Origin of the sequence: Dyella silvatica, assembly GCF_026283955.1 — a bacterium.
GTDB classification, from domain to species: domain Bacteria; phylum Pseudomonadota; class Gammaproteobacteria; order Xanthomonadales; family Rhodanobacteraceae; genus Dyella_C; species Dyella_C silvatica.
Window position 1 is genome coordinate 22780 of sequence record NZ_JAPDPE010000020.1, and the last position, 21717, is coordinate 44496.

General features: G+C 61.1%; 15 protein-coding genes. 7 read left to right on the forward strand and 8 right to left on the reverse strand.

The window, feature by feature from the left end; genetic code table 11:
• Positions 1-42: 42 nt before the first annotated feature.
• Entirely contained in the window at positions 43-489 is a 447-nt protein-coding gene (locus OUZ52_RS06180) for a DoxX family protein (RefSeq protein ID WP_266157494.1), read from the forward strand.
• Positions 449-1162 carry an NADPH-dependent F420 reductase gene (locus OUZ52_RS06185; RefSeq protein WP_425493803.1) on the forward strand — a complete coding sequence of 238 codons (714 nt, stop codon included), beginning with the start codon at positions 449-451 and terminating at the stop codon, positions 1160-1162. The genes OUZ52_RS06180 and OUZ52_RS06185 overlap by 41 nt, the downstream gene beginning before the upstream one ends.
• A 93-nt stretch (positions 1163-1255) precedes the next feature.
• On the opposite strand, the gene OUZ52_RS06190 is transcribed toward OUZ52_RS06185, so the two are convergent.
• On the reverse strand, positions 1256-3205 hold the full coding sequence (locus OUZ52_RS06190; RefSeq protein ID WP_266157519.1) for a S1 family peptidase: 1950 nt from the start codon (positions 3203-3205) through the stop codon (positions 1256-1258).
• 778 nt (positions 3206-3983) lie between these two features.
• On the opposite strand from OUZ52_RS06190, the gene OUZ52_RS06195 reads away from it, so the two are divergent.
• Positions 3984-5378, forward strand: a complete 1395-nt coding sequence (locus tag OUZ52_RS06195) for an SH3 domain-containing protein (RefSeq protein WP_266157496.1) — start codon at positions 3984-3986, stop codon at positions 5376-5378.
• A 439-nt stretch (positions 5379-5817) separates the two neighbouring features.
• Here OUZ52_RS06195 and OUZ52_RS06200 read toward each other — a convergent pair whose 3' ends face one another.
• Positions 5818-6996: an AAA family ATPase gene (locus tag OUZ52_RS06200; protein WP_266157497.1), complete on the reverse strand. Its 1179-nt coding sequence runs from the start codon at positions 6994-6996 to the stop codon at positions 5818-5820.
• 117 nt (positions 6997-7113) lie between these two features.
• The gene (locus OUZ52_RS06205; protein ID WP_266157499.1) at positions 7114-8538 is read right to left on the reverse strand and encodes a coniferyl aldehyde dehydrogenase; all 1425 of its coding nucleotides are present in this window, start codon (positions 8536-8538) and stop codon (positions 7114-7116) included.
• A 201-nt stretch (positions 8539-8739) separates the two neighbouring features.
• Here OUZ52_RS06205 and OUZ52_RS06210 point away from each other — a divergent pair, with 201 nt between their 5' ends.
• The 3 genes from OUZ52_RS06210 (at position 8740) to OUZ52_RS06220 (ending at position 13292) form a co-directional block, all read left to right on the forward strand.
• Complete coding sequence (locus OUZ52_RS06210; protein WP_266157500.1) at positions 8740-11175, forward strand: D-arabinono-1,4-lactone oxidase; 2436 nt, start codon at positions 8740-8742, stop codon at positions 11173-11175.
• The gene (locus OUZ52_RS06215; protein ID WP_266157501.1) at positions 11172-12392 is read left to right on the forward strand and encodes an alanine racemase; all 1221 of its coding nucleotides are present in this window, start codon (positions 11172-11174) and stop codon (positions 12390-12392) included. Before OUZ52_RS06210 ends, OUZ52_RS06215 begins: the two co-directional genes overlap by 4 nt.
• A gap of 63 nt (positions 12393-12455) precedes the next feature.
• Positions 12456-13292, forward strand: a complete 837-nt coding sequence (locus tag OUZ52_RS06220; protein ID WP_266157502.1) for an SDR family oxidoreductase — start codon at positions 12456-12458, stop codon at positions 13290-13292.
• A gap of 21 nt (positions 13293-13313) precedes the next feature.
• Here the strand turns inward: OUZ52_RS06220 and OUZ52_RS06225 are convergent, their stop codons facing one another.
• The 4 genes from OUZ52_RS06225 to OUZ52_RS06240 form a co-directional block, all read right to left on the reverse strand.
• On the reverse strand, positions 13314-14477 hold the full coding sequence (locus tag OUZ52_RS06225; protein WP_266157503.1) for an MFS transporter: 1164 nt from the start codon (positions 14475-14477) through the stop codon (positions 13314-13316).
• A 174-nt stretch (positions 14478-14651) separates the two neighbouring features.
• Complete coding sequence (locus OUZ52_RS06230; protein ID WP_266157504.1) at positions 14652-16052, reverse strand: pectin acetylesterase-family hydrolase; 1401 nt, start codon at positions 16050-16052, stop codon at positions 14652-14654.
• Between the two features lie 72 nt (positions 16053-16124).
• Positions 16125-16841, reverse strand: a complete 717-nt coding sequence (gene plcR, locus OUZ52_RS06235; RefSeq protein WP_266157505.1) for a phospholipase C accessory protein PlcR — start codon at positions 16839-16841, stop codon at positions 16125-16127.
• 69 nt (positions 16842-16910) lie between these two features.
• Positions 16911-19382 carry a TonB-dependent receptor gene (locus OUZ52_RS06240; protein WP_266157506.1) on the reverse strand — a complete coding sequence of 824 codons (2472 nt, stop codon included), beginning with the start codon at positions 19380-19382 and terminating at the stop codon, positions 16911-16913.
• Positions 19383-19972: 590 nt separating this feature from the next.
• On the opposite strand from OUZ52_RS06240, the gene OUZ52_RS06245 reads away from it, so the two are divergent.
• Positions 19973-20749 carry a class II aldolase/adducin family protein gene (locus OUZ52_RS06245; protein ID WP_266157508.1) on the forward strand — a complete coding sequence of 259 codons (777 nt, stop codon included), beginning with the start codon at positions 19973-19975 and terminating at the stop codon, positions 20747-20749.
• A 34-nt stretch (positions 20750-20783) separates the two neighbouring features.
• Here OUZ52_RS06245 and OUZ52_RS06250 read toward each other — a convergent pair whose 3' ends face one another.
• Positions 20784-21710 carry a LysR family transcriptional regulator gene (locus OUZ52_RS06250; protein WP_266157509.1) on the reverse strand — a complete coding sequence of 309 codons (927 nt, stop codon included), beginning with the start codon at positions 21708-21710 and terminating at the stop codon, positions 20784-20786.
• Positions 21711-21717: the final 7 nt, after the last annotated feature.

A 21717-nucleotide genomic window follows, 5' to 3' on the forward strand; every position in this document is an offset into this window, starting at 1 on the left:
CGATTTCACCGACTCCATCACCTCAAAGAGAGAGAAACCATCATGAACACCAAGATCGAAACCGCTAGCTACAGCACCGCCACCGGCCGTGCCGAAGCCACCTCGAAGCTGACCCTGAAGAACGCCACCGAGCTGCTGGGTCGCGTACTGATCGTCGGCCTGTTCCTGCTCTCCGGCGTGGGCAAGATCAGCGCCTATGCCGCTACCGCCGGCTACATGGCTTCCGTCGGCGTGCCCGGCGCGGTACTTCCGCTGGTCATCGCCACCGAAGTGCTGGGTTCGCTGGCCATCATTCTGGGTTGGAAAACCCGCATCGTTTCGTTCCTGCTGGCAGGCTTCACCTTGCTCACCGGCATCCTGTTCCACAACCACTTCGCCGATCAGATGCAGATGATCATGTTCCTGAAGAACGTATCGATCGCCGGCGCCTTCCTGCTGCTAACCGTCCATGGCGCGGGCCCGATCAGCCTCGACCACAAGTCGCGCTAATCCCTCACTCCCATCCCATCGACCATCCCATCGACGACTCACCAGGAGACCTCTCATGAGCTACGCCATTATCGGATCAGGCGCCATTGGCAGCGCCCTCGCCACACAGTTCACCCGCAGCAAGATCAAGACCGTCATCAGCAATCGTCGCGGAGCCGCCTCACTGGAAGACGCAGCGCAAGCATTCGGTACCAGCGTAAGTGCCGCGGAAACCGCCGACGCTCTCGATGCGGAAGTGATCATCCTCGCCATCCCGTTCGATTCGGTAGGCGAAGTCGCCAAACTGCGCCATGACTGGTCCGGCAAGATCGTGGTGGATGCCACCAATGCGATCGAGTTCCCCGCCTTCAAACCGCTGGATCTTGGCGGGCGCCCCTCCAGCCAGGTCGTGGCGGCACAGTTCAACGGCGCCAAGATCGTCAAGGCGTTCAATACGCTGCCAGCCGCCGTGCTCACGGAGGAGCCGCGGCGCAGCGATGGCAATCGTACGATTTTCGTTGCAGGCGATCACGCCGATGCCAACGAGCAGATCGCCTCGCTCGTCACCTCGCTCGGCTTCAGCCCCATCACCTTGGGCAAGCTTGCCGAAGGCGGTTTGCTGCAGCAGTTCGGCGGCGCGCTGGCGATACATAGCCTGATCAAGCAACGCCAGGGCAAGCTGCCACATGCCTGAGCAGGGACTCGGAAAGATCGTTGCGCTGACCCGCGCCAAGTACCTGGGACGACCCAGCGGCAAATCGCCGCTGGGTTTACTCATGAACCCAGCTCAATGCTCCTTGAGCTGAATGTCTTTCAGCAACAGATCGAGCTTGGGCTTCATCGCGTCCTGCGGCTGGGTACCGGCCATCACGTAGTACACCGAGTACAACACGTTGGATGCGGCATCCCCGGCCGGCGCGGCGATATTGGTTTCGCCATCGGTGGTGTAGGCCACGCCCTCGTAAGGGTGGCGGCGCTTTGCCAACTTGTCCCAATAGCTCTTGAAGCCGTCGTCCATATCGTTAGGCGGAACGACATTGCGTTCGATATGCACGCGGTCCGGGTCGTGCACACTGGCCTTCATCGACAGCGTGTTCACATCCCACACGACTTTGCCATGATCGGGCAGAAACCCGGTACCCACGGTCAGCGTGCTGTCCGGCTCGATCTTCTGCAGCTCTGGCGTAAAGGCAAAGGCCAGCCGCTTCGAGGCATAGCTGAAGCGATGCTGGTAGTCGATATCGATATGGATGTCCTTAAACCCGGCAGGCAACAGCGCGGTGTTCTGTAGATAGTCTTTCCACTGTGCCAGGGTGCCCGAGTAACCCACCGAGACGAAGTCGGTAAGCGTACGCAGGTCAGCCGTATTGTCATAACTTTGCCCCGGCAAAGCGAACCGCAGCAGCATCGCGTAGCCATTCGGTACCGGCAGCGAGTAAGTGACGATCTTGGCGTTGGCATACGGCATCGTCCATACACGCAGTTGCCAGCGACGCTGCCATTGATCCGTATACACCGTGTCGGTCAGCGGCTTGCCCAGCGAGGTAATGCGGATCTTCTCCGAACCCACCTCGCGCGTGAAGATGCCCAGTTTGCATAGCTGTTCGGCAAGCGCGGCCGGATCGTTGTAAAGCTTGCTGGCCGGCAAGGTATCCGGACGGCGCAGGTGCAGAAAGAAGGTGTGGTTCAACACCCCGGTTTCTACATAGCCGTTCGCGGCCAGCGACATGACATTGCCTTCCTTGACGTTCAAGCTCCAATCGCCAGTGCTGTTGCGCGTAATCAGCGCGGGCAAGCTATTCATCCAGGACCCGCCATACAGCAGCCGGTTCGAGCCGTCGCCGTGCGGGAACAATTTGTCGGCATCCTTGGCCAGGATTTCCTTGAGCTGCGCGTCCACGTAATCGTCGAACCGCTTCTGGTACGCGCTGTAGAAATCGGCGAGGCCGAGCGGCAGCGCGAAATTGCTCTTGATCTGGTTGCTCAGCGTCGTGCTGAAGATGTCGAGCTGATAGGTCACGCGCTTGTCGATCACCGCCTGGCCGGAAGGTGCATTCAACACATCGCCGATCTGCAGCGCATAGTTGAGATTCTCGTTGGCCGATTTCATCAGCACCACGCCGATGACCTTGCCCTCTTTGCTGAGCAACGGGCCACCACTGTTGCCGGGCGAAGCGGCGGCAGAAAAGCGCATCCACTTCCAGACGCCGTCTTGCTGTTCTGGCGTATCGGAGGTGTACAGGCCATCGCGAATCACCACGCCGGTGCCCAGCGCATTGCCGACGGCATAAACCTCTTGATTGAGTACCGGCTTGGTGTCGACTTCCAGCGGAGCAGGCGCAGGATCGCCAATGAGCGAGAACACCACGAAATCGCGGCGCAGGTCGAACTTCTCTACTTTGTCGATTGCATAGACATGGCCACTGGCATCACGCAGCGAAGGCTGCCCCCACAGGCTATCCACGCCGGCCAGCAACACATGGCCCGCGGTGATATAGCGATTGTGGCCAATCGCGAAGGCGGTGCCGATGGAGTAGTACTTGTCATTGCGCTCCTGAAAAGGGAGCAGATCCAGCGGCAGGGGTTTTTCGTAAGTCAGCGGATCGTCGACCGGCTTGGCCGCCACCACCTCGAAGGTAGCGCCCTGAATCTTTGGCAGCAGGGACGCATCCAGGCTCGCGGCATGCACCGCGAACACCGCCGTCAAACTGAGCAACACCATGGCTCCACGCAGCACCGCCAAGGCCATTCCATTAGCCCGCCCCAAGCATTTCATCGTTTTGGACATATGCATCCCATGCATGAAAGCCGCCGCCGGCACCCCCACCGGGCATCCTGCTCGCGACGGATCGCGCATCATGGCATGGGTCTGGCGGGCGCTACTACTGGCCATAGGGCAGTGACGGCGCTATTTCTTGCGCCCCTGCAATGGCGCGACAAGGACGTCCCTAAATAGATGTCTGTTTCAGGCGGTAAAGCGAAAGCGCGCCCATCTCGACACGAGCTTTGATACGCCCGCCGACCAGGCGCATGTCATCCCGCCCAAAAACCTGCACTGCCGCCCTCGCCTGATAGCGGACATGCACTGTCCGCTGTCCGTGCCATGTCCGGACAAACACCTGCATCGTCCGCGGACAGTCGACACCGCCGCAGGGACAACCAGGATGATGGCTTAAGAATGCGGCCTGCCGAGGATCTGAGCTGTTGGCACGGCCTTTGCCATAGATACCTCGAAAGCTTCATTTCCCACTTACGGAGTACTGCCATGAAATTCGAGACCTTGATGCTGGAAAGCCTGCTGGCCGTCTGCATGTTGCTCTGCGCGCTGACCATGGGCGCCATGCTTGGCTAACCCACCGCTGCCATAAATATCGCCATCTGCTCGCAGCGATGGCGACCTGGGTCAACCCGAGCACCGCTCACAGCAGACTGCCGCTCCTCAGCCAACGCGCACTCAGCGGCAACGAGCTCAGGCAGCCAGATTATCTCCACCCCAGCTTATGTAAGGATGCCTTATGCGAATCGCTTTCCGTGCCGCAGCCAGCCTGGTTCTACTGCTGACGTGCGCGCCGGCATTCTGCCTGGACACCACGCTGCCGATTCCCGCTAATGGGGTGATCGGCACCGACGAAGCCATGCTTTCGCCCGAATACTGGGTGGCCAAATCGCCGGCGCCAAACAAGCTGATCCTGGATGCTGCACAGCTCAACGCACAAAACGCGCAGCTGTTTCAGTCGGATCGTTCCGTGTATGACCTGCGCAAGCTGGGCTCCACGCTGACCCGCCAGCAAATCCAGGGCTGGATCAGCAAAGTATCCAAGCCACCGACACAACCGCTCTTCGATGCCAAGGATCAGCCACTGCCGCCCTCGACCATCGACGCGGTGGTCGCCAATATCGGCCTGGACAAAATCCCCGCGGTGACTTCAGTGCGCTACGGCATGGCCGTACACCGCGTGTCGCTGCGCAACTTCCCGACCAGCCTGCGCGCATTTCCCGGCAAGGGGCTGCAAGATTTCGAGCGCTTCCAGGAAAGCACGATCTTTCCCGGCGACCCGGTGGTGATCGCCTATACCAGCGTAGACGGCGAATATTTTTTTATCGTCAGCCCACACTATGCCGCGTGGGTTGAGCGCAGCGCGATCGCCGAAGGCCGCGCCGACCAGGTGCTCTCCTATGCGGACAAAACCCCCTACCGTGTCGTGACCGGCGACAAAGTGCGCACCGTATTCACGCCCGAGGCACCGGCTGTATCGGAGCTGCAACTGGACATGGGCGCCCGCATACCGCTGGCCAACGTCGCCCTGGACCAGCCGGTAAACGGACAAGGCGCCTATGCGTCGTGGACGCTGGAACTGCCTACTCGCGCAGCGGATGGTTCGCTGCAATTCCAGCCCGCACTATTGCAGCGCAGCGTCGACAGCTCCGCCGACTACCTGCCATTGACTCAGGCCAATATCATTCGCCAGGCGTTCAAGTTTCTCGGCGAGCGTTATGGCTGGGGCCATCTTTATAACGGCCGCGACTGCAGCGGTTTCGTCAGCGACGTCTATCGCAGCATGGGCGTTCAAATGCCACGTAATACCGGCGACCAAGCCAGCAGCCCGGTCTTTCATCACCAGCTGTTCACCGCCAAGGACAGCCACGAGCTGCGCATGAAAGCCCTCGCCGGGGCGCAGGTTGGCGACCTGATCTACATCCCGGGCCACGTCATGATATTTCTCGGCAGGATCGACGATCAGCCGTATGTCATCCAGGATGTCGGCGGCCTCGTCTTCAAGGATGGCAGCGGCAAGATGCGCTGGACCAAGACCAACGAAGTCTCCGTAACACCCTTGCTGCCACTGCTGGTCGACGAGAAACTCTCCTACGTCGATGCAATGGTCAGCCTGGTGCATATCGGCCGGTAATCGACTGGCCTAGCTGCGCCTCAAAGCCATGGGCGATGCGCGACCTGGCATCGTCGGGTCACGCATACTTTCGTTCCGCCCAACACTTGGCATGCACTCGTCCACCCCAGGAGCTTGCGGTTATCGTCACCCACTACACCCTGCGGCATCCCCGCTGCCCTTGCTGTAACGGCGAGGGGAGTTTGATCCTTGCCTGTTGCGCGGATTGCCAGGCAGTGTTTGGTGTCTGCGATGAAACCGGCCAGATGGTCGATTTGCAGCGGCTGACACTGATGCCTTTCAGCTGCCCTGCTTGCACAAAGATCTTTACCAACTTCAACAGTATGTCGCTAGCCTCGCTCGACGAAATACACAAGCTTGGCTATCTCGATAGCGAGGTATCGCCCGGGCATGGTCAGCCCTTCAATTAGTTCGCGACGTTACCCATCATCGTAACGACTCAGCGCTCGGGCCAATGCCAGGCGGGCTCGTCAAGCGGGCGCTGACCGACGATGCGTGTCTGGCTAAGATCTTTCTCAAGTGAAATGGTGTTGCAATCGGGCACCTCTTCCAGCGCTGCGATAAGGCGAGCAGCATGCGATACCACCCAGACCTGGCTACGCCTGGATGCCTGCACGATTAATCGCGCCAAGGCCGGCAACAGGTCGGGATGCAGGCTGGTTTCCGGTTCGTTCAACACCATCAAAGGCGGCGGGCGTGGCGTGAGCAGGGCGGCAATCCATAACAAGTAACGCAAGGTGCCATCGGAGAGTTCCGCCGAAGACAACGGGCGCAGCAAGCCATGCTGGCTGAACATCAGGCCGAAACGACCGCTATCGGTGGTGACCTCGACCGTGGCGCCGGGGAAAGCATCTTCCACCGCCGAATCCAGCGCGTACTCATCGCCAATCTCGCGAATGGTCTGCCATGCCGCGGCGAGGTCGCGTCCGTCATGACTCAACACTGGCGTGCGTGTTCCCAGTTGTGACCAGCGCGCCGGGGCGTCGGCGTCAGAACGAAAATGATCGTAAAAGCGCCAGCCGCGGATCGATTCGCGCAAGCTCATCACCTCGGGCGCGCGCTCGGGGTCGGCGACCTGGGTAAACATGCTCTCGAACGTATTCATGTACTCGGCCACGACTCGCCAACTGCGGCCATCGCGCACACGCACCAATGGCCCGCGCCGATCCACCAATAAGTTCGCTGGCCGCAAAAACGGACCGGCCCAGATTGCCTCGCGCTTGATCTCGGGATCGAGCGTGAACGCCGACGGCGGCGATGCCGCTGGCATGGGTGGCGCCGGTAGCCCCAGGTCGATGGCATAGCCAAAGTCCTCGCCCGCAAAACCCATCTTGAGTGCTACCGGCTCCTGTCGTGGCCCGCCCTGGACCGGCACCTCGCGCAGCTCCATCCGCCGGCTGATCTTTTCCGGCCCAGCCCACAAAGTCGAAGGCAAACCGCCTTCGCGCGCCAGCGCATTCACCACCCCGCCCTGCGCCGTCTCTGCCAACAAGCGCAGGGCACGATACAGATTGGATTTACCGCTGCCGTTGGCGCCGGTGACCAGGTTCAACTGCCCCAGCGGCAACGTCAGTGCGCGCAGCGAACGATAGTTGGCGATCGCCAACGTACTCAACATGGCTGAAATCCTTATCGAGAAACCAAGTTGGCCCTTTTACCATTTTTAAGCGCCGTGCTTGTGTCCACAGTGCAGCGACGCCCAATAACCCCTGGCTCACCTGCCCATCGGCATGGTTCAGCGCGCGAGCAAACGAATCATGCGATCGGCGAAACCCTTGTATGGCGGCTTGATTTTGTCTGACAACGGCCAGCGCGACTGATGCAGTACCGGCATCATCTTGCTCAGCGCGGCGAAGCCGTCACGGCCATGATAATGACCCATACCGCTGGCCCCCACACCACCGAATGGAAGGCTATTGCAGGCATTGTGGAGCAGCGTTTCATTAATGCACACGCCGCCGGCCACGACCTGGGCCAACAGCTGTTCGGTCTCCGCGCGATTGCGGCTGAAGTGATATAGCGCCAGCGGGCGATCATGGCTATTGATGTAGCCGATAGCTTCGTCCAGCGTCTTATAGCTTTTGATCGGCAGGATCGGCCCAAAGATTTCTTCTTGCATCAACCTGGCGTCATCGCTGGGATCGATGACCAGGGTCGGCGGCAGCAAGCGCTCGGCCTGGGCACGGGCGGGGTCCTTCAGCTCGGCCAGCGGAATCACCTCGATGTTGCGCGTCTTGGCATCGTCCAGATAACCACGCAGGCGTTGATACTGCGGCTCATTGACGATGCGGGTGTAATCCGGATTGCCATCGAGCTCGGGATAACGCCGCGCCACTTCCGCCCGCAGCGCCTGCACCAATTCATCGCGGCGCGCTTCGGCTACCAGTACGTAATCGGGCGCGATGCAGGTCTGCCCGGCGTTGAGCAACTTGCCGGTGGCCAGCCGCCCCGCCGCCTCGGCGATGGGAAAATCGTCGCCGATCACCGCTGGCGATTTGCCGCCCAGCTCCAGCGTCAACGGCGTCAGGTTGGCCGCAGCCGCCGCCATGACTTTGCGGCCCACTGCGGTCGAGCCGGTAAACACCAGATGATCGAACGGCAGCCCGGCAAAGGCAGCGGCGACATCCGCGCCGCCCAGCGCTATCGCAACACGTTCGGGCGGAAACACTTCGCTCAGCAACTCACGCAGAAACTCACTGGTTCGCGGGGTGTGCTCAGAGGGCTTGAGATAAACGTGATTGCCCGCGGCAATCGCCGTCGCCAACGGCACCAGGGCCAGATTGACCGGGTAATTCCACGGTGAAATCACCCCGACTACACCTACCGGCACGTAGCGCACTTCGACGCGCGCCGGCCACAAACGCCAGCCGGCACTGCGGCGTTCAGGGCGCATCCATTGGCGCAGATGCGCCAGCATGTGATCGATTTCGGTCAACACCGTCATGCCTTCGCCGATCAGGCTTTCGTGCCTGGAACGATGTCCGAAGTCGGCGCTGATCGCCGCCGCCATATCGTCCAGCCGCGCCTTGTAGGCGCTGCGCAGGCGCTGCAGGTCGTCGCGGCGCTGGGTGTAATCCGGTCGCTGGGCGCCCCATGCGCTACGTAGTTGCTGCAGGGTCGGGGCTAGCGTGACAACAGGAGTGGTAGCGGCGATATCCATGGAAGTTCCTGACAGTAGGCAAGATCTGCGGCGAGGCGCCCAACATAGCCGGCTTGCGCCTCGAATGCCTGCAACTTAGGCCACCGTAGCCCGGGATATAAGGACGAAACAGGTCAATTGGCGAGAATGCTGCGCTGCAGAGGGCCGAGGGAAAAAAGCCGGCGTAGCATGGGGACAATCACGGCCACTATGGGTTTAAACGTGCCACGTCCCAAGCTCGACCCGTACCAGTTCGCTCCCGAGATCGCCCCCTTGGCCCTGGCCGAATTGGCTGGGCTGGTGAACGAGCTCGGTGTATCGCCCGAGCAATTGTGCGCCGATGTCGGCATCAGCAACACCGATATGTGTGCCGGCGAGTTAGTCTCCAACCGTCAGGTTGCACGGCTGATCCGCCGCGCCATCCAGTTGACCGGCCGCAGCGACCTCGGCCTCGAAGTGGGCAAGCGCCAAAACATCAGCCATTTCGGCCTGCCCGGCTTTGCCATGACCGCCATGCGCACCTTCGGCGAAGCGGTGGAACTGGGCCTGCGCTACCAGGGGCAAAGCGGCGGATTGATGGATGTAACCTCCGAATTCGACGATCAATTCGCCGCATTGCTGGCGCAATCGCGTACCAGCGACCTGGTGGTAGAGACCTTTGTCGTCGAAGAGCTGTTCGCCAGCGTGATGGTGCTGGTGCGCATCCTGCTCGGCGAAGGCTATCGTCCGCATGCCATCGAGCTGGCCTACCCCGCGCCGCCGCACGCGGCACGCTACGCTGAAATCTTCAACTGCCCGATCAGGTTCGGCCAGCCACGCCACCGTGCGCTGTTTCCACGCCAGTGGTTTACCTTGCCATTGACCAGCCATTCCCCCGTCGCCGCCGCAGAGCTTCGCGCCTTGCTCGAAGCGCGCGCGCGCAGACAGCAAGCGCCCAATACCGTGACGGCCATCGAGCATGTACTACAGCAGACCGGCAACGTCGCCATGTCGGTGGAAGAAGTCGCCGCGGCACTGGGCCTGAGTACGCGTACTCTGCGTCGGCGCTTGACCGAGGCCGGCACCTCGTTTCGCGCCCTGAGCGAACGCCTGCGCTCGCAGGAGGCGCAACATTTATTGCGCGACGAAGGCATGACCGTCGCCGAAGCCAGCGAGCAGCTCGGCTTTAGTGATGCGCGCGCATTCCGGCGCGCCTTCAAGCGCTGGGTCGGCGAAGTGCCGGGCGCCATCCATGCGTATGTTGGACTAAGGCCTCAGTGGTTTCGAGCCTGCGCTATGTCCGATAGATCGTCCTCTTCCGTAGCCGACGAACCCGTGCGTTCGCCAGCACCATCATCGCCACACGGCAGCGTGGATGATGGTCTACGCGGCACGCAATCCACCTGGCAAAACTGGTCTGGCGCGCAGCGCGCGCAGCCATCGGCCAAATGCACGCCACGCGATGAGGACGAGTTGCGCCGTATGGTGCAAGCGGCCGACAGCTTGCGCGTGGTCGGTGCGGGGCATTCGTTTACGCCGCTGGTACCGACCTCGGGAGCCATCCTCTCGCTGGATCATCTAAGCGGCTTGGTCAACCACGACGCCGCCAAGCAGCAGGCACGTATCTGGGCGGGCACGCGGTTGTTCGATGCCGGCCCCTTGTTGCAAGGCATCGGCCAGGGCATGCCCAACCTCGGTGATATCGACCGGCAAAGTATCGCCGGCGCGTTATCCACCGCCACCCACGGCACCGGCATCTCCCTGCCTTGCATCGCCGCCGGCGCAAGCGCATTGCGGCTGGTGACCGCGCAGGGCGAAGTGATCGAGTGCGGCCGCGACCACGACGCCGATGTATTTCAAGCCGCTGCCGTATCGCTGGGTGCGCTCGGCGTGATCACGCAAGTCACCTTGCAAAACATGCCGGCCTACCGCTTGCGTGAGCGCGTGCATGTGCAGCCGCTGGATAGCTTGCTGCCCGAGATCGATAGCTGGGCACAGAGGCATCGTCACTTTGAGTTGTTTGCGTTTCCCAACAGCAGGCTGGCTATCGTCAAGACCCTCGATCTCAGCAATGAGCCGATCACCAAGCATGCGCAAGGCGGCGATTCCGACGACCTCGCACTCAAGCTGGGCTGCGAACTGACGCGCTGGGCGCCTGGCCTGGGACGAGGCCTGCAAGCCATGATCGGCCGCTTTATCAAGCCGACTGACAGGGTAAACCAGTGGTATAAAATCTTTGCATCGCCACGCAATGTGCGCTTCAACGAAATGGAATATCAGGTGCCGGCGGCAGTTGGAGCCCACTGCATCGATGAAGTCTGCAAGGCCGTGGCCGCCAGCAAGGTCAATGTGTTCTTTCCGATCGAGTTCCGTTTCATCGCCGCCGATAATTACTGGCTAAGCCCGTTCCAGGGGGCGCCAGGCGAAGCGCGCTGCTCGATTTCGGTGCACCAATATCACAAGCAGGATTACCGGCCCTTGTTCGCCGCGGCGGAGCCGGTATTACGCCGGCACGGCGGCCGGCCGCATTGGGGCAAGTTGCATACCGTCGATACCAGGGGGCTGCATGCGCTGTATCCGGATCTCGGGCGTTTTTTACGGCTGCGCAGCGAGCTCGATCCACAGGGCAAGTTTCTCAATCCGTATTTGCGGCAACTGTTCGGGGTGCCCGCGTCATGACTTCGTCCGCTAGCCAAACCTCTGCAAGCGGGCCGCACGATGCCTATTTCAATACCTTGCAACAGGCACTCCATCACGCGGGTATTGCCTGGCCCAGCGTGGTCATCGACCGGGCACGGATGCGCCGCAATGCCGTGCGGCTGAAAAACCTGGTCGCACCGACAGCGCGACTTCGGCTGGTCGAAAAATCATTGCCGGTGCCTGCGTTGCTCGACGAGGCCATGGCGCTGACCGGCACCCGTGCACTGATGGTGTTTCACGAGCCACAGTTGCGTCAGGTGGTGCAGCGCTATCCCGACAGCGATCTGCTGATGGGCAAGCCGATGCCGGTGCTGGCCGCGCAGCATTTTTACCGGCATCGGCCCGATAGCAGCTTCGATCCGGCGCGCCAATTGCAATGGCTGATCGATACCCCGGCGCGATTGCAGGAGTACCTGCAACTGGCCCGTGGCCAGGACATCAAGCTACGCGTGAATATCGAAATCGACGTCGGCCTGCATCGCGGCGGCGTCGCCGATCCATCCGCCTTGCGTGCGCTGTTGGATCAGTTACGCAAAGCGCCCGGGCATTTGGAATTTTCCGGCTTGATGGGTTACGACGCCCATGTCGGCAAGCTGCCGTCGCTGCTGGAAAGTCGCGATGTCGGCTTTGCCAAGGCCGCCAGTATGTATCGCGCCTTTCAGGCGATAGCGCGCGCTGAATTTCCCGAGCTCGCACCGACCTTGTGCTGGAATGGCGCAGGCAGCCCAACCGTTGCCTTGCACCGCCAAGATTCACCGCTTAACGATGTCTCGGCGGGCTCGGCCTTGCTCAAGCCGCTGGAGTTCGATATCCAGCCCTTGGCCGAATTCGAGCCGGCCATCTTCGTCACCACGCCGGTACTCAAGGCGCAACACGGCACACGCTTGCCCGGGCCGTCATGGCTATCCAAGCTGCTGTATAGCGGCCGCGCCAGTCGCGCGCGCAGCTACTTTATCTATGGCGGCGGCTGGCCTGCCGAGCCTGCCTCACCCGCCGGACTAGTGCTCAACAAGCAGTTCGGCCTGAGCTTCAACCAATCGATTCTCAATGGGCCGCACGCACCGGCGCTGGCCGTCAACGACAGCGTATTCTTTCGCCCTTATCAATCCGAGGGCACCTTGCTGCATTACGGCCCGATCCGGGTCATCGATGACGGTCAAGTCGTCGATGAGTGGCTGCCGTTCGGGGAAATTTAATGTCAGCCCCGGCCGCGAAGCTTGCGCATAACAACAGCACGGCCGGCGCAGCGGGCTGACACGATGACCTCTGCCAAGCCGCCACGCATCGTACTCATTACCGGCGCCTCTTCCGGCATCGGAAAAAGTTGCGCGGATTATCTGCAACAACGCGGATACCGGGTGTATGGCACCAGCCGCGGTGCGGCGTTTCCGAGCGCAGCCTGCGCCACCGATGTCACGATGATTCCGATGGACGTCGGCTCGGAAGCGTCGGTCAGGCAGGCGGTGCAATGGATACTGGCGCGCGAAGGCCGGCTGGATGTCGTCGTCAACAATGCCGGCCATGGCATTGCCGGTGCGATCGAAGATACCTCCATCGCCGAGGCGCAGGCACAGTTCGATACCAACTTCTTCGGCATGCTGCGGGTATGTCACGCCACGCTGCCGGTGCTGCGCCAGCAAGGCAGTGGGTATCTGATCAATATCAGTTCGATTGCCGGCCGCATCGGTGTGCCGTTCCAGGGCCTGTACAGCGCCAGCAAATTCGCCATGGAAGGTCTGACCGAAGTGCTGCGCGCGGAAGTGCGGCCTTATGGCATTCGCGTCGCGCTGATCGAACCGGGCGATTTTCATACCGGCTTCACCGCCCAGCGAAGCATCGCCACCGCAGCACAGACGCCGGGCAGTTATAACCAGCGGTTCCGCACCGCCCTGGGAGTCATGGAAAAAGACGAAACCGCTGGCGCGACACCAGCGGCGGTCGCGCGCTTGCTCGAACGCATCATCGACACGCCGTCACCCAAGCTGCGCCACCTGGTCGGCCCCACCGCGCAAAAGCTAAGCGTGTCGTTGCTGCAGAAGCTGCTGCCGCAAAAAACCTTCGAAGCCATCATCGATAAATACTACGGCATCGGGTAAATCACTCGCCGACCGGCGCGACTACACCGGCTGCCGGCGCCGTGGGCCGCCCAAGGCGAGCAGCCCCTGCACCACTAACAGCGCAATCAACAAGCCACAGCCCAGGGTCCAGCGACCGGCATCGGCCACCGGTTCCAGCGCCGCGATAAAAGCCACCGCGCCAGCATTGCCCACCAGCCAGAACGCGCTGGCCGCGGTGCCGGCATGATCCTCGCCGGTGGTGCCCACCACCGCCTGAATCAACAGCGGCAACGGTGCCAGCAAGGTGGCGCCAAGCAACAAGCCGGCAAGGCACAGCACGATGGCCGAGCCACTGTTGAACAACACCACGGTGACGCCGATCGAGCCTGCCGCGGCAATCATCATCAGCGTGCGCAAGCCTACCCGGCGTGACACCGGCTCGATCAAGGCCATCGAAATAATCCCGCTGACCAGCATGCATAACGCAACGATGCCCGCCGTCTGCGCATCAATGCCTTGCCGATGAAGAATCGATTCCAGCCAGGTGGAGATGGCATTGAAGTAGCCGTTGGCGAAAAAGAAATAGGCAATCAACACCAGGAACACCGGTGAGCGCAGCATCGCCAGCATGCCGGCGCGCCACGACGGCCGCGGGCCTGCGGTAAGCGTGCTTGGGCGCGGATCGGCCGGCACCCAGAACCAGGTCAATAACGCCAAGGCGCCCAGCACCGCCGCATCGAGCCATAACGTGGCATAGCCGATGATCGGCACCAACACAAAGGCCAGGCCGAGACCGACGAACATCGCCATGCTGGGGATTTCGGTGGCGCGCAGGCGCTCGTCTTCGTCGAACCAGACCAGTGCCAGCCGGGCGATCAGGCCCAGCACCAACGGCTGCAACAAGGCAAACGCCAGCTGGCCGGCGAATAGATAGGCGTAACTCGGCGCGACCATTCGCAGTACCGCCGCCAGCGCCATGCCCACCGCGCTGAGACGCAGCGAGGTGCGCACCGGTACGCGATCGAGCCAGACCCCCGCCGGCAACGCCAGCAAGACGAACAGCAGCGGAAACACCAGCGACAAATTACCGACCGCGCTCGGCGACACGCCGTAATGCGCGGCGATGTCGCTGGTGATCGGCGCAAAGCGCAGCCATTCGAACTGCATCAATGCCTGCAGCGCGGCATACACCGAAAGAACGCGATAGCGCAGCGGTACCATCATGATTGCCCCGATTCGTCAAAGACGACGATGCCCCATCCGCATCATCGCCCAACCAGCTCACAGTCGAACACACCATCACCGCAAGCCAAAGGGCAAATCGGGCCAAAACGCCGAACACCGATAGAGCGCCCTCGATCAGGGCGCTCCATCGACGATCACTTCACCGCTACCTGCTCAGCTCTTATGGCCCGAAATATTGCCGGCATCGCCGGTCAGGTTGAAGATGCTGTCGATCAGCGACAGGAAGGTGGAGAAGCTGAAGTCGGACCAGCGCTGCGTCCGCTTGACCTTCATCACCGGCACCAGGGCCGGATCTTGTTGCGACAACAAGTCATTGACGAAGTCGCTGACATTGGCGTTGACCCCGTTCTCATGGATGTTGGAGCCGCTGAAGCTCACCGCGGTGACCATGTGATTATTGATGAAATCGCTGCGTGCCCACGGCATGTAGTAGCCGAAGTTGGGCAGCGGCGCGGTGACCTGCTGGATACCTGGAAGCTCCTGGTCGAACAGCGCCAGCGCGGCGGCATCCTTGCTGGCATCATCCGGCGCGGCGATGACCGAGGGTACGAACGGGCGATAGTGATACGCGGCGATGATCTTGTCCTGCTGATACGTCGACAGGCCGAAACGATCATGCGGATACTGCTGCGACAGCGCCGTATAAATGCTGCCGAGATTACTCGGATCAAAACTCTTCAGCCGTTGTGCCGCCAGCGCAAATAGGCCATCCGGCGCGGCGAAATCCCACTCGGCCGCCACCTTGCGATACAGATACACCGAGGGGTGATCGATCGGGTCATCGTCAAAACGCGTGTTGAACAGCGTGCCGGCGTCGCTGAGCGCCGAGCTGCTGACCTGCGGCTGCAAGGTATCGTGGATCAACGCATAGTTGGACAGCGTGCCGAAGCCACCCGCGCTAAGCCCATAAACCATCAGCCGATCCGGCTTGGCAAAGCCGTGATCGACCAGCCACTGGGTGACCACCTGCGCATTTTTCAAGCCATTGAAATGCTGCACACGCGAGGCGCTGCCATCGGGCGAGGTATAGCTGCGTATCGCACTGCCCATATGAATATCGCCGGTACAGTACGGCATGAAGACCTGATTCCAGTCCTGGGTCTCCACCCGCGGCTCGCCGACCAGGATGGTGGTCAGGTTGATCCGCGTCATCAATGGCGACAGGAACGTAGCCAGCAACGACTCGTTGAAGGTTCCGCTCATGTAATTCTGCGGAATGCCATCGGGGTTGAACGCGCCCAGACCTTGCGCAGGGCCAGTTTCGGTATTCGTGCACATGCCGTAATCGAAACAGGCACCGCCCGGTTCCATCGTGAACAACAGGTTCTTCGACGGCGCTCGATTGATATAAAAACGGTAAGGCGTGCCATTGCCACAATCCGCGCCGCTGTCGGCGGGCAGCGTGACTTCATACCACTGGTAATACGGAATCGATGGGTCGGGTTGGGTCGGTGCCGCTGCAGCGCTGGCACCGGTTGCATGTGCGCTAAGCATGGCGAAGCCCATCAGTGAACTCGCCATCCAATGCCAGATACGACGATGTGCGGTAAGCATGATGCCTCCTGATATGTCGTGGTTTTCAACCGATCCAAGGATCGGCACTAGCTATCGTTGCTACGTTCCCTGCTACTGAGCTGTCGGCGTGTCGTAGAGCTGGCTACGCAACGCCTGTAAGCGTGACGCGATGATGGCCTGTTGCTGGGCCGGGTCGGCGACCTGCGATTGCACGTCTTGAATGATCTGGGTGCTTTGTTGCACATACGCCTGGTGGCGAGGGTCGAGCGCCGGCGATGGCCCCACCGTTTGCTGCGAGTACGCATCCCATTGCTGCTTGACGCTACGAATCTGTGCGTCGCGCAAGGCGGCATCGGGTTCGGCATCGCTGAGCAAGGTGGCGCTCATCGCCTCCGCTTGCAGTGGCAGAATTTCTTTATTGGTAACGTGCCCGGCAAGCTCGTTGATAATGTGCTGCGCCTCGCTACGCCGCTGCTGCGGCGACATGCTGGCGCGGTCGGTGCCATAGGCCGAGACTTCGTCACGAAAGCGCGCGAACGCGACAATGCGCTGGACCTCCGCCTCACCATCGGGCCGGCTGGCCAGCTCTTGTTTCAGGGCCGCCAGGTCCAATGCGCTTTCGGCAGGGCCCGGCCCGGTGTGATGCATAAGCACCGGCGGTGCGGCCATCGCCGCGGTTTTTTGCACCAGCGAGGCCGCGCTGCCGAATGGATTCGTCGCACCGTCGCCTGCGCTCGCGGGCCGGTTGAGGTGGCTCCACGCCACCACCGCCAGCAGCGCTACGCCTGCCAATGCCACCCCTAGCCAGATCGTGCGTGACTTCGACATAAGAGCTCCGACTGCACATGCTGCCGGTGACAGCGGCCTCGTACCATGAGGCCGCCTCATCGCAACGGGTTAGAAATCCACAGCCATCTCCACTCCCCAGGTGCGCGGCGGCGTGATGTAGGCAAACGGGGTGCCGAGAATGCTCGTGCTGATGTTGTTGATGCTTTGCACATAACGTTTGTTGAAAGCGTTATTGACGAACAGCGCCACACTCCATGGCGCATTCGGCGACGACCAGCCCAGCCGTAGATCGGTGCGGTTTTGCGCCTTGCCCAGCGTGAACGCCGGCGTGCTCAGACATTGCCCTTGTGCCGCCGAATCGCTGTTGCAGCGCGTTTTCCCGCGGTAAGCCTGCTGCAGCGTGGCATTGACGTCGCCATCGAACACCCCGTGCCAGACATACTCCAGGCCCGCTGCCGCCGACCACAACGGCTCACCCACCGGCTGCCCCGCGAGGCTGGCACCCTGCGGATTGACGTAATGCTGATACGTTGCATTGGTGTAGGTGACGTTGGCGTTAAGACGCAGCGCCTTGGTCGCCTGCCAATGCGCTTCGAGTTCCAGCCCTTTCGCATGCTGGTCGCTGGTGGTTACTTCGTACACCGGCACTACGCCATTGGCATTGGCAATCAAATTCAACGATTGCAAATTCGTATAGCGGTAGTAATAAGCCGACGCATTCAACAGCAAGTGATAGTCGGGGAAGTAACTCTTCACGCCGAACTCGTAGTTCCATACCTCTTCCGGCTGATAGACCGAGTTAGCTTGCTGCGCGTTGAAACCGCCTGCCTGATACCCCTTGGAGACCGAGCCATAGACCATCACGTTAGGCGTCCATTTGTAGTCGAGCACCGCGCGCGGGCTGAAATCGTTCCAGCTGTGCTTGATGCTGAACGGAGCATTCGTCGCCACCGGGCTGTTGAACTCGATGTTTTGCTGAAAGGCCTGGATCGGCGGCGCGCCGGGCTGGCTGAAGAAACCCATCGCCTGCAAGGCGCTCAGCGAGGCATCGAGCTGCGGCGCGACACGCGGCGGGTTGAACCAGCTGAAGTCCTTTTCGTCGCGGGTAAAGCGCAAGCCGGTAGTCAGGTTCAGGCGATCGTTCAAATGCCAGATCACGTCGCCGAACAAGGCATAGGCGTGCGAGCGCCCATGGTTAATCATGCTTTCTTGCCAGGGGTCGTTCAACAGCAAACCCGGCATGCCTACCGCCACACCGGTGGGGCCATACAGGCCGCCCGGCGCTTGCTGGGTATTGTTGAGAATGGTGTCGAGGCTGTCGGTGAAAACGTCGATCTGGCTGGTTTGCCGCGCATTGTCGAAGTAGTAACTGGTGCCGGCCACCCAATCGAGCAAATCGTTTTTGCCAGACAGCTTGATCTCCTGATACCAGCTGCTGTTGTTCTCGATATTGTTGGTATCCAGATACAGGTAACGCTGATTGGTACCGTCGGAGTCCTCAAGATTCGAGGTCTTGAAATGCCGGTAGGAAGTAATCGAGCTTAAGTCGGCGAATGAAAACGAATGGTCGACAAACAGCGTCACACCGTCGAAGGTGCGTTTTTCGCCATTGCCGACGACGTCGTTGTAGATCGGCGCATGGATCGGGTTGAGGTAGGTCGACGGGTCAGCCGGATAACCCAGTACGCCCGGCGCGGGTGGCACCGCGACCAGGCCGATCGCCGGTCGCGCGGGCTGATTCAGTTTTTCATGCTCCCAGGCAACACGCACCTTGGTATCGCCCGGTGCGTTCCAGCGGAACTGGCTGCGGATGCCCCAATCGTCGTTCTTGTTGTAGTGCTGGCCGTTGGCGGCATCGTGCAGCCAGCCATTGCTTTGCGTATCGACAAAACTGAAACGCAAGGCGGCGCTGGACGAAACCGGCGCATTCAACACGCCATCGATATAGCGGGTGCCGTAGTTGCCCAGGCGCACGCGCAGTTTCTTTTCCCAGTCGTCTTCGGGTTCGTTGGTCACCACAGAGATGGCGCCACCCGCGCTATTGCGGCCGAACAGGGTACCTTGCGGACCCTTCAATACTTCAACCCGTTGAATGTCATTAAAGGTCAGCAGCGCGCCACCCGTCTTGCCGGTGTAGACACCGTCTTCGTAGATGCCGATGGGCGAATCGGTGCCGATACCGAAGTCGGTCACGCTGATGCCGCGCAAGGAATACACCGGCTGGGTCGGCTGCGAGCCGTCGACAAACAAGCCTGGAACGTAGCCATTCATCTTGGAAAAATCAGTCGCCGCCAGCGCATCGATCTGCTTGGTGGTGACGATTTGCACCGGGATCGGCACGTCTTGTACTTCTTGGGTGCGGCTTTGTGCGGTCACCGTGACGTTGCCCAGCTCGACCGCATCCTTTTTCTCGGCAGAGACTTGGCCCTTCGCCGCTTTCGCCGGCTTGGCCTGGCTTTGCGTGTCGGCCGTGGCCTGGGTCTGCGCCATGGCATGGCCACAGAACAATAAAGACAGTGCAACGCCGTTGCCTAAAATACTGCGCAGACATGCGGCCAGTTTTCGTTGACGAATAGACATCAGTACATCCCCTCGACGATCTTATGACGACCTAACCGGTGGGATAGCGCCACCTAGGTGACCCTGTGAATGATCCCGGCCGATCTACTGCATCGTTCCCGCGTGAAAATCGTTCCAGTGAGGCCCATACGGCACGGCCCCACCGGCACTAGCGCAAGTCTTTCCGCACTTTCGATGTATCGCCAAACAGCCGCGGCAAAAACCATGCTCCCCGTCTCGTATGTTGATTCTTTGGCCGGGTTTACGTCAGGACGGTTCGGGCCGATTCGAAGCCCGGCCAACGACGACGACGGCCGCGGATTCGTGCAACAAAGCTCCATGACGGGCTTGTGACGAAGCCGGCAGCGAATATTTCACGGTCAATGGCACGGGGACAATTGCGGTCAATTGGCGTAACGGCCATCCGCCGCTGGCAGCCACGGTGCCCTATACGTCCAGCCCGAGATATCTAGTCCCAAGCTGCCGTGGAAACGGCGGCACTGACTGATAACCCAGGGTTGGCGAAACTGACCGCTTCGGTCCTATGCCCGGCCATCACGCTCCGCTCAAGCTTAGGCCTACAAGATGCCGTCCAGCCCGGAGCAACCCTTATGAATATGGCCGATCACCCTGATGCAGCCCAGGCAGACCACGCGTTCGGCACGCAAGAGTGGCAGCTGCGTGTCGATCTGGCCGCGGCCTACCGCCTGGTCGCCTTATACGGCTGGGACGATTTGATCTTCACCCACATCAGCGCGCGCCTGCCCGGGCCGCAGCATCACTTTCTGATCAACCCTTACGGGATGATGTTCGAGGAGATCACCGCGTCGTCCTTGGTCAAGGTCGATCAGCACGGCAACAAGCTGTCCGACTCACCCTACCCGGTCAACCCCGCCGGCTTCACCATCCATAGCGCGGTGCACAGTGCGCGCGAGGACATTCAATGCGTGATGCATACGCACTCCCTCAATGGTGTGGCGGTATCCGCGCAAAAAGATGGCGTACTGCCGATTTCGCAGCAATCGCTGTTCGTGCTGTCTTCACTGGGCTATCACGACTACGAAGGTGTCGCGCTCAACGACGAGGAGAAACCCAGGCTGGTACGCGACCTCGGTGACCGCGCTTTTTTGATGCTGCGCAACCATGGCCTGCTGACCGTTGGCACGACCATAGCCGACGCTTTTCTGGGCATGTACATCTTCGAAAGCGCCTGCATGGCGCAAGTACGCGCGCTGGCGGGTAATCGCGAATTGGTGACGATTCACCAGGCCATCCTGGACGGCATCAAGCTACAGGCCAAACAGGTGACTCGCGGCATGGGCGGTGCGCTGGCCTGGCCGGGGCTGTTGCGCAAGCTGGACCGGCAAAACCCGGGTTACGCGAGCTGACGCGCCAGTGATCCAGGCATCGGCCCGGCCCCACCTAGCCAAACCCTTGCTTCACCTCGATCGCCATCATCAGCTGGCGCAGCCATTGATTGGCCGGATCGAACTCGCTGTTGACATGCCAGTACATATGCAGCTGGATCGGCGGCAACTCGAACGGCAACGCCCATTGCCGCAAAGCCAGGGTGGTGCAGATCGGCCGCGCCACCCGCGCCGGCATGGTAAGCAGGTAGTCCGACTGCTCCACCAGCTTGCACGCCGAGTGATAGTTCTGACAGCGCACCGCGATGTTTCGCTGCAAGCCGAGATTCAACAAGGCGGTGTCTTCGATCACCGAGCCGCTGGCGCGGGTCGACACCGCCACATGCTGCGCTTGCAGATACTGCGCCAGCGTAGGACGCCGCCGCGACGGATGCCCGGCCCGCGCAACGATGCAAAACGCATCCTGCAACAACGGGCGGTGACGCACGGGTTCGCTGATCGGCAAGGCCACATCGATGACCAGATCGAGATACCCGCTGGCCAGCGCACGCGTGATCTCCTTACGATCGCTGGCGCTGCTCGCCAGCACCGCGTGCGGCGCCTGCTGGCTCAGGCCTTGCACCACGGCGGGCAACAACATCACCTCGATCGCATCCGGCATACCGATGCGAAACGTCTGCTGCGTGCGCAGCGGGTCGAACTGCCCCCATTGCTGCAACAGCTGGCGCAGCTTGGTCAGGTGATCGAGCAAGGCCGGCGCCATGCGCTGACAAGAGGGTGTAGGGCTCATCCGCCGGCCATCGCGAACAAACAGCGGATCAGCCAATTGCTCGCGCAGGCGGCGAATCGCATGACTGACCGCCGAGGGCGTCAGCGAAAGGCTTTGCGCGGCCCGGCTAAGGTGTTGCTCGCGGTAAACGGTCTCGAACACTTTGAGCAGATTGAGGTCGAGCTGGTCGGTTTTTGTATGAATGCTATTCATTGGATGC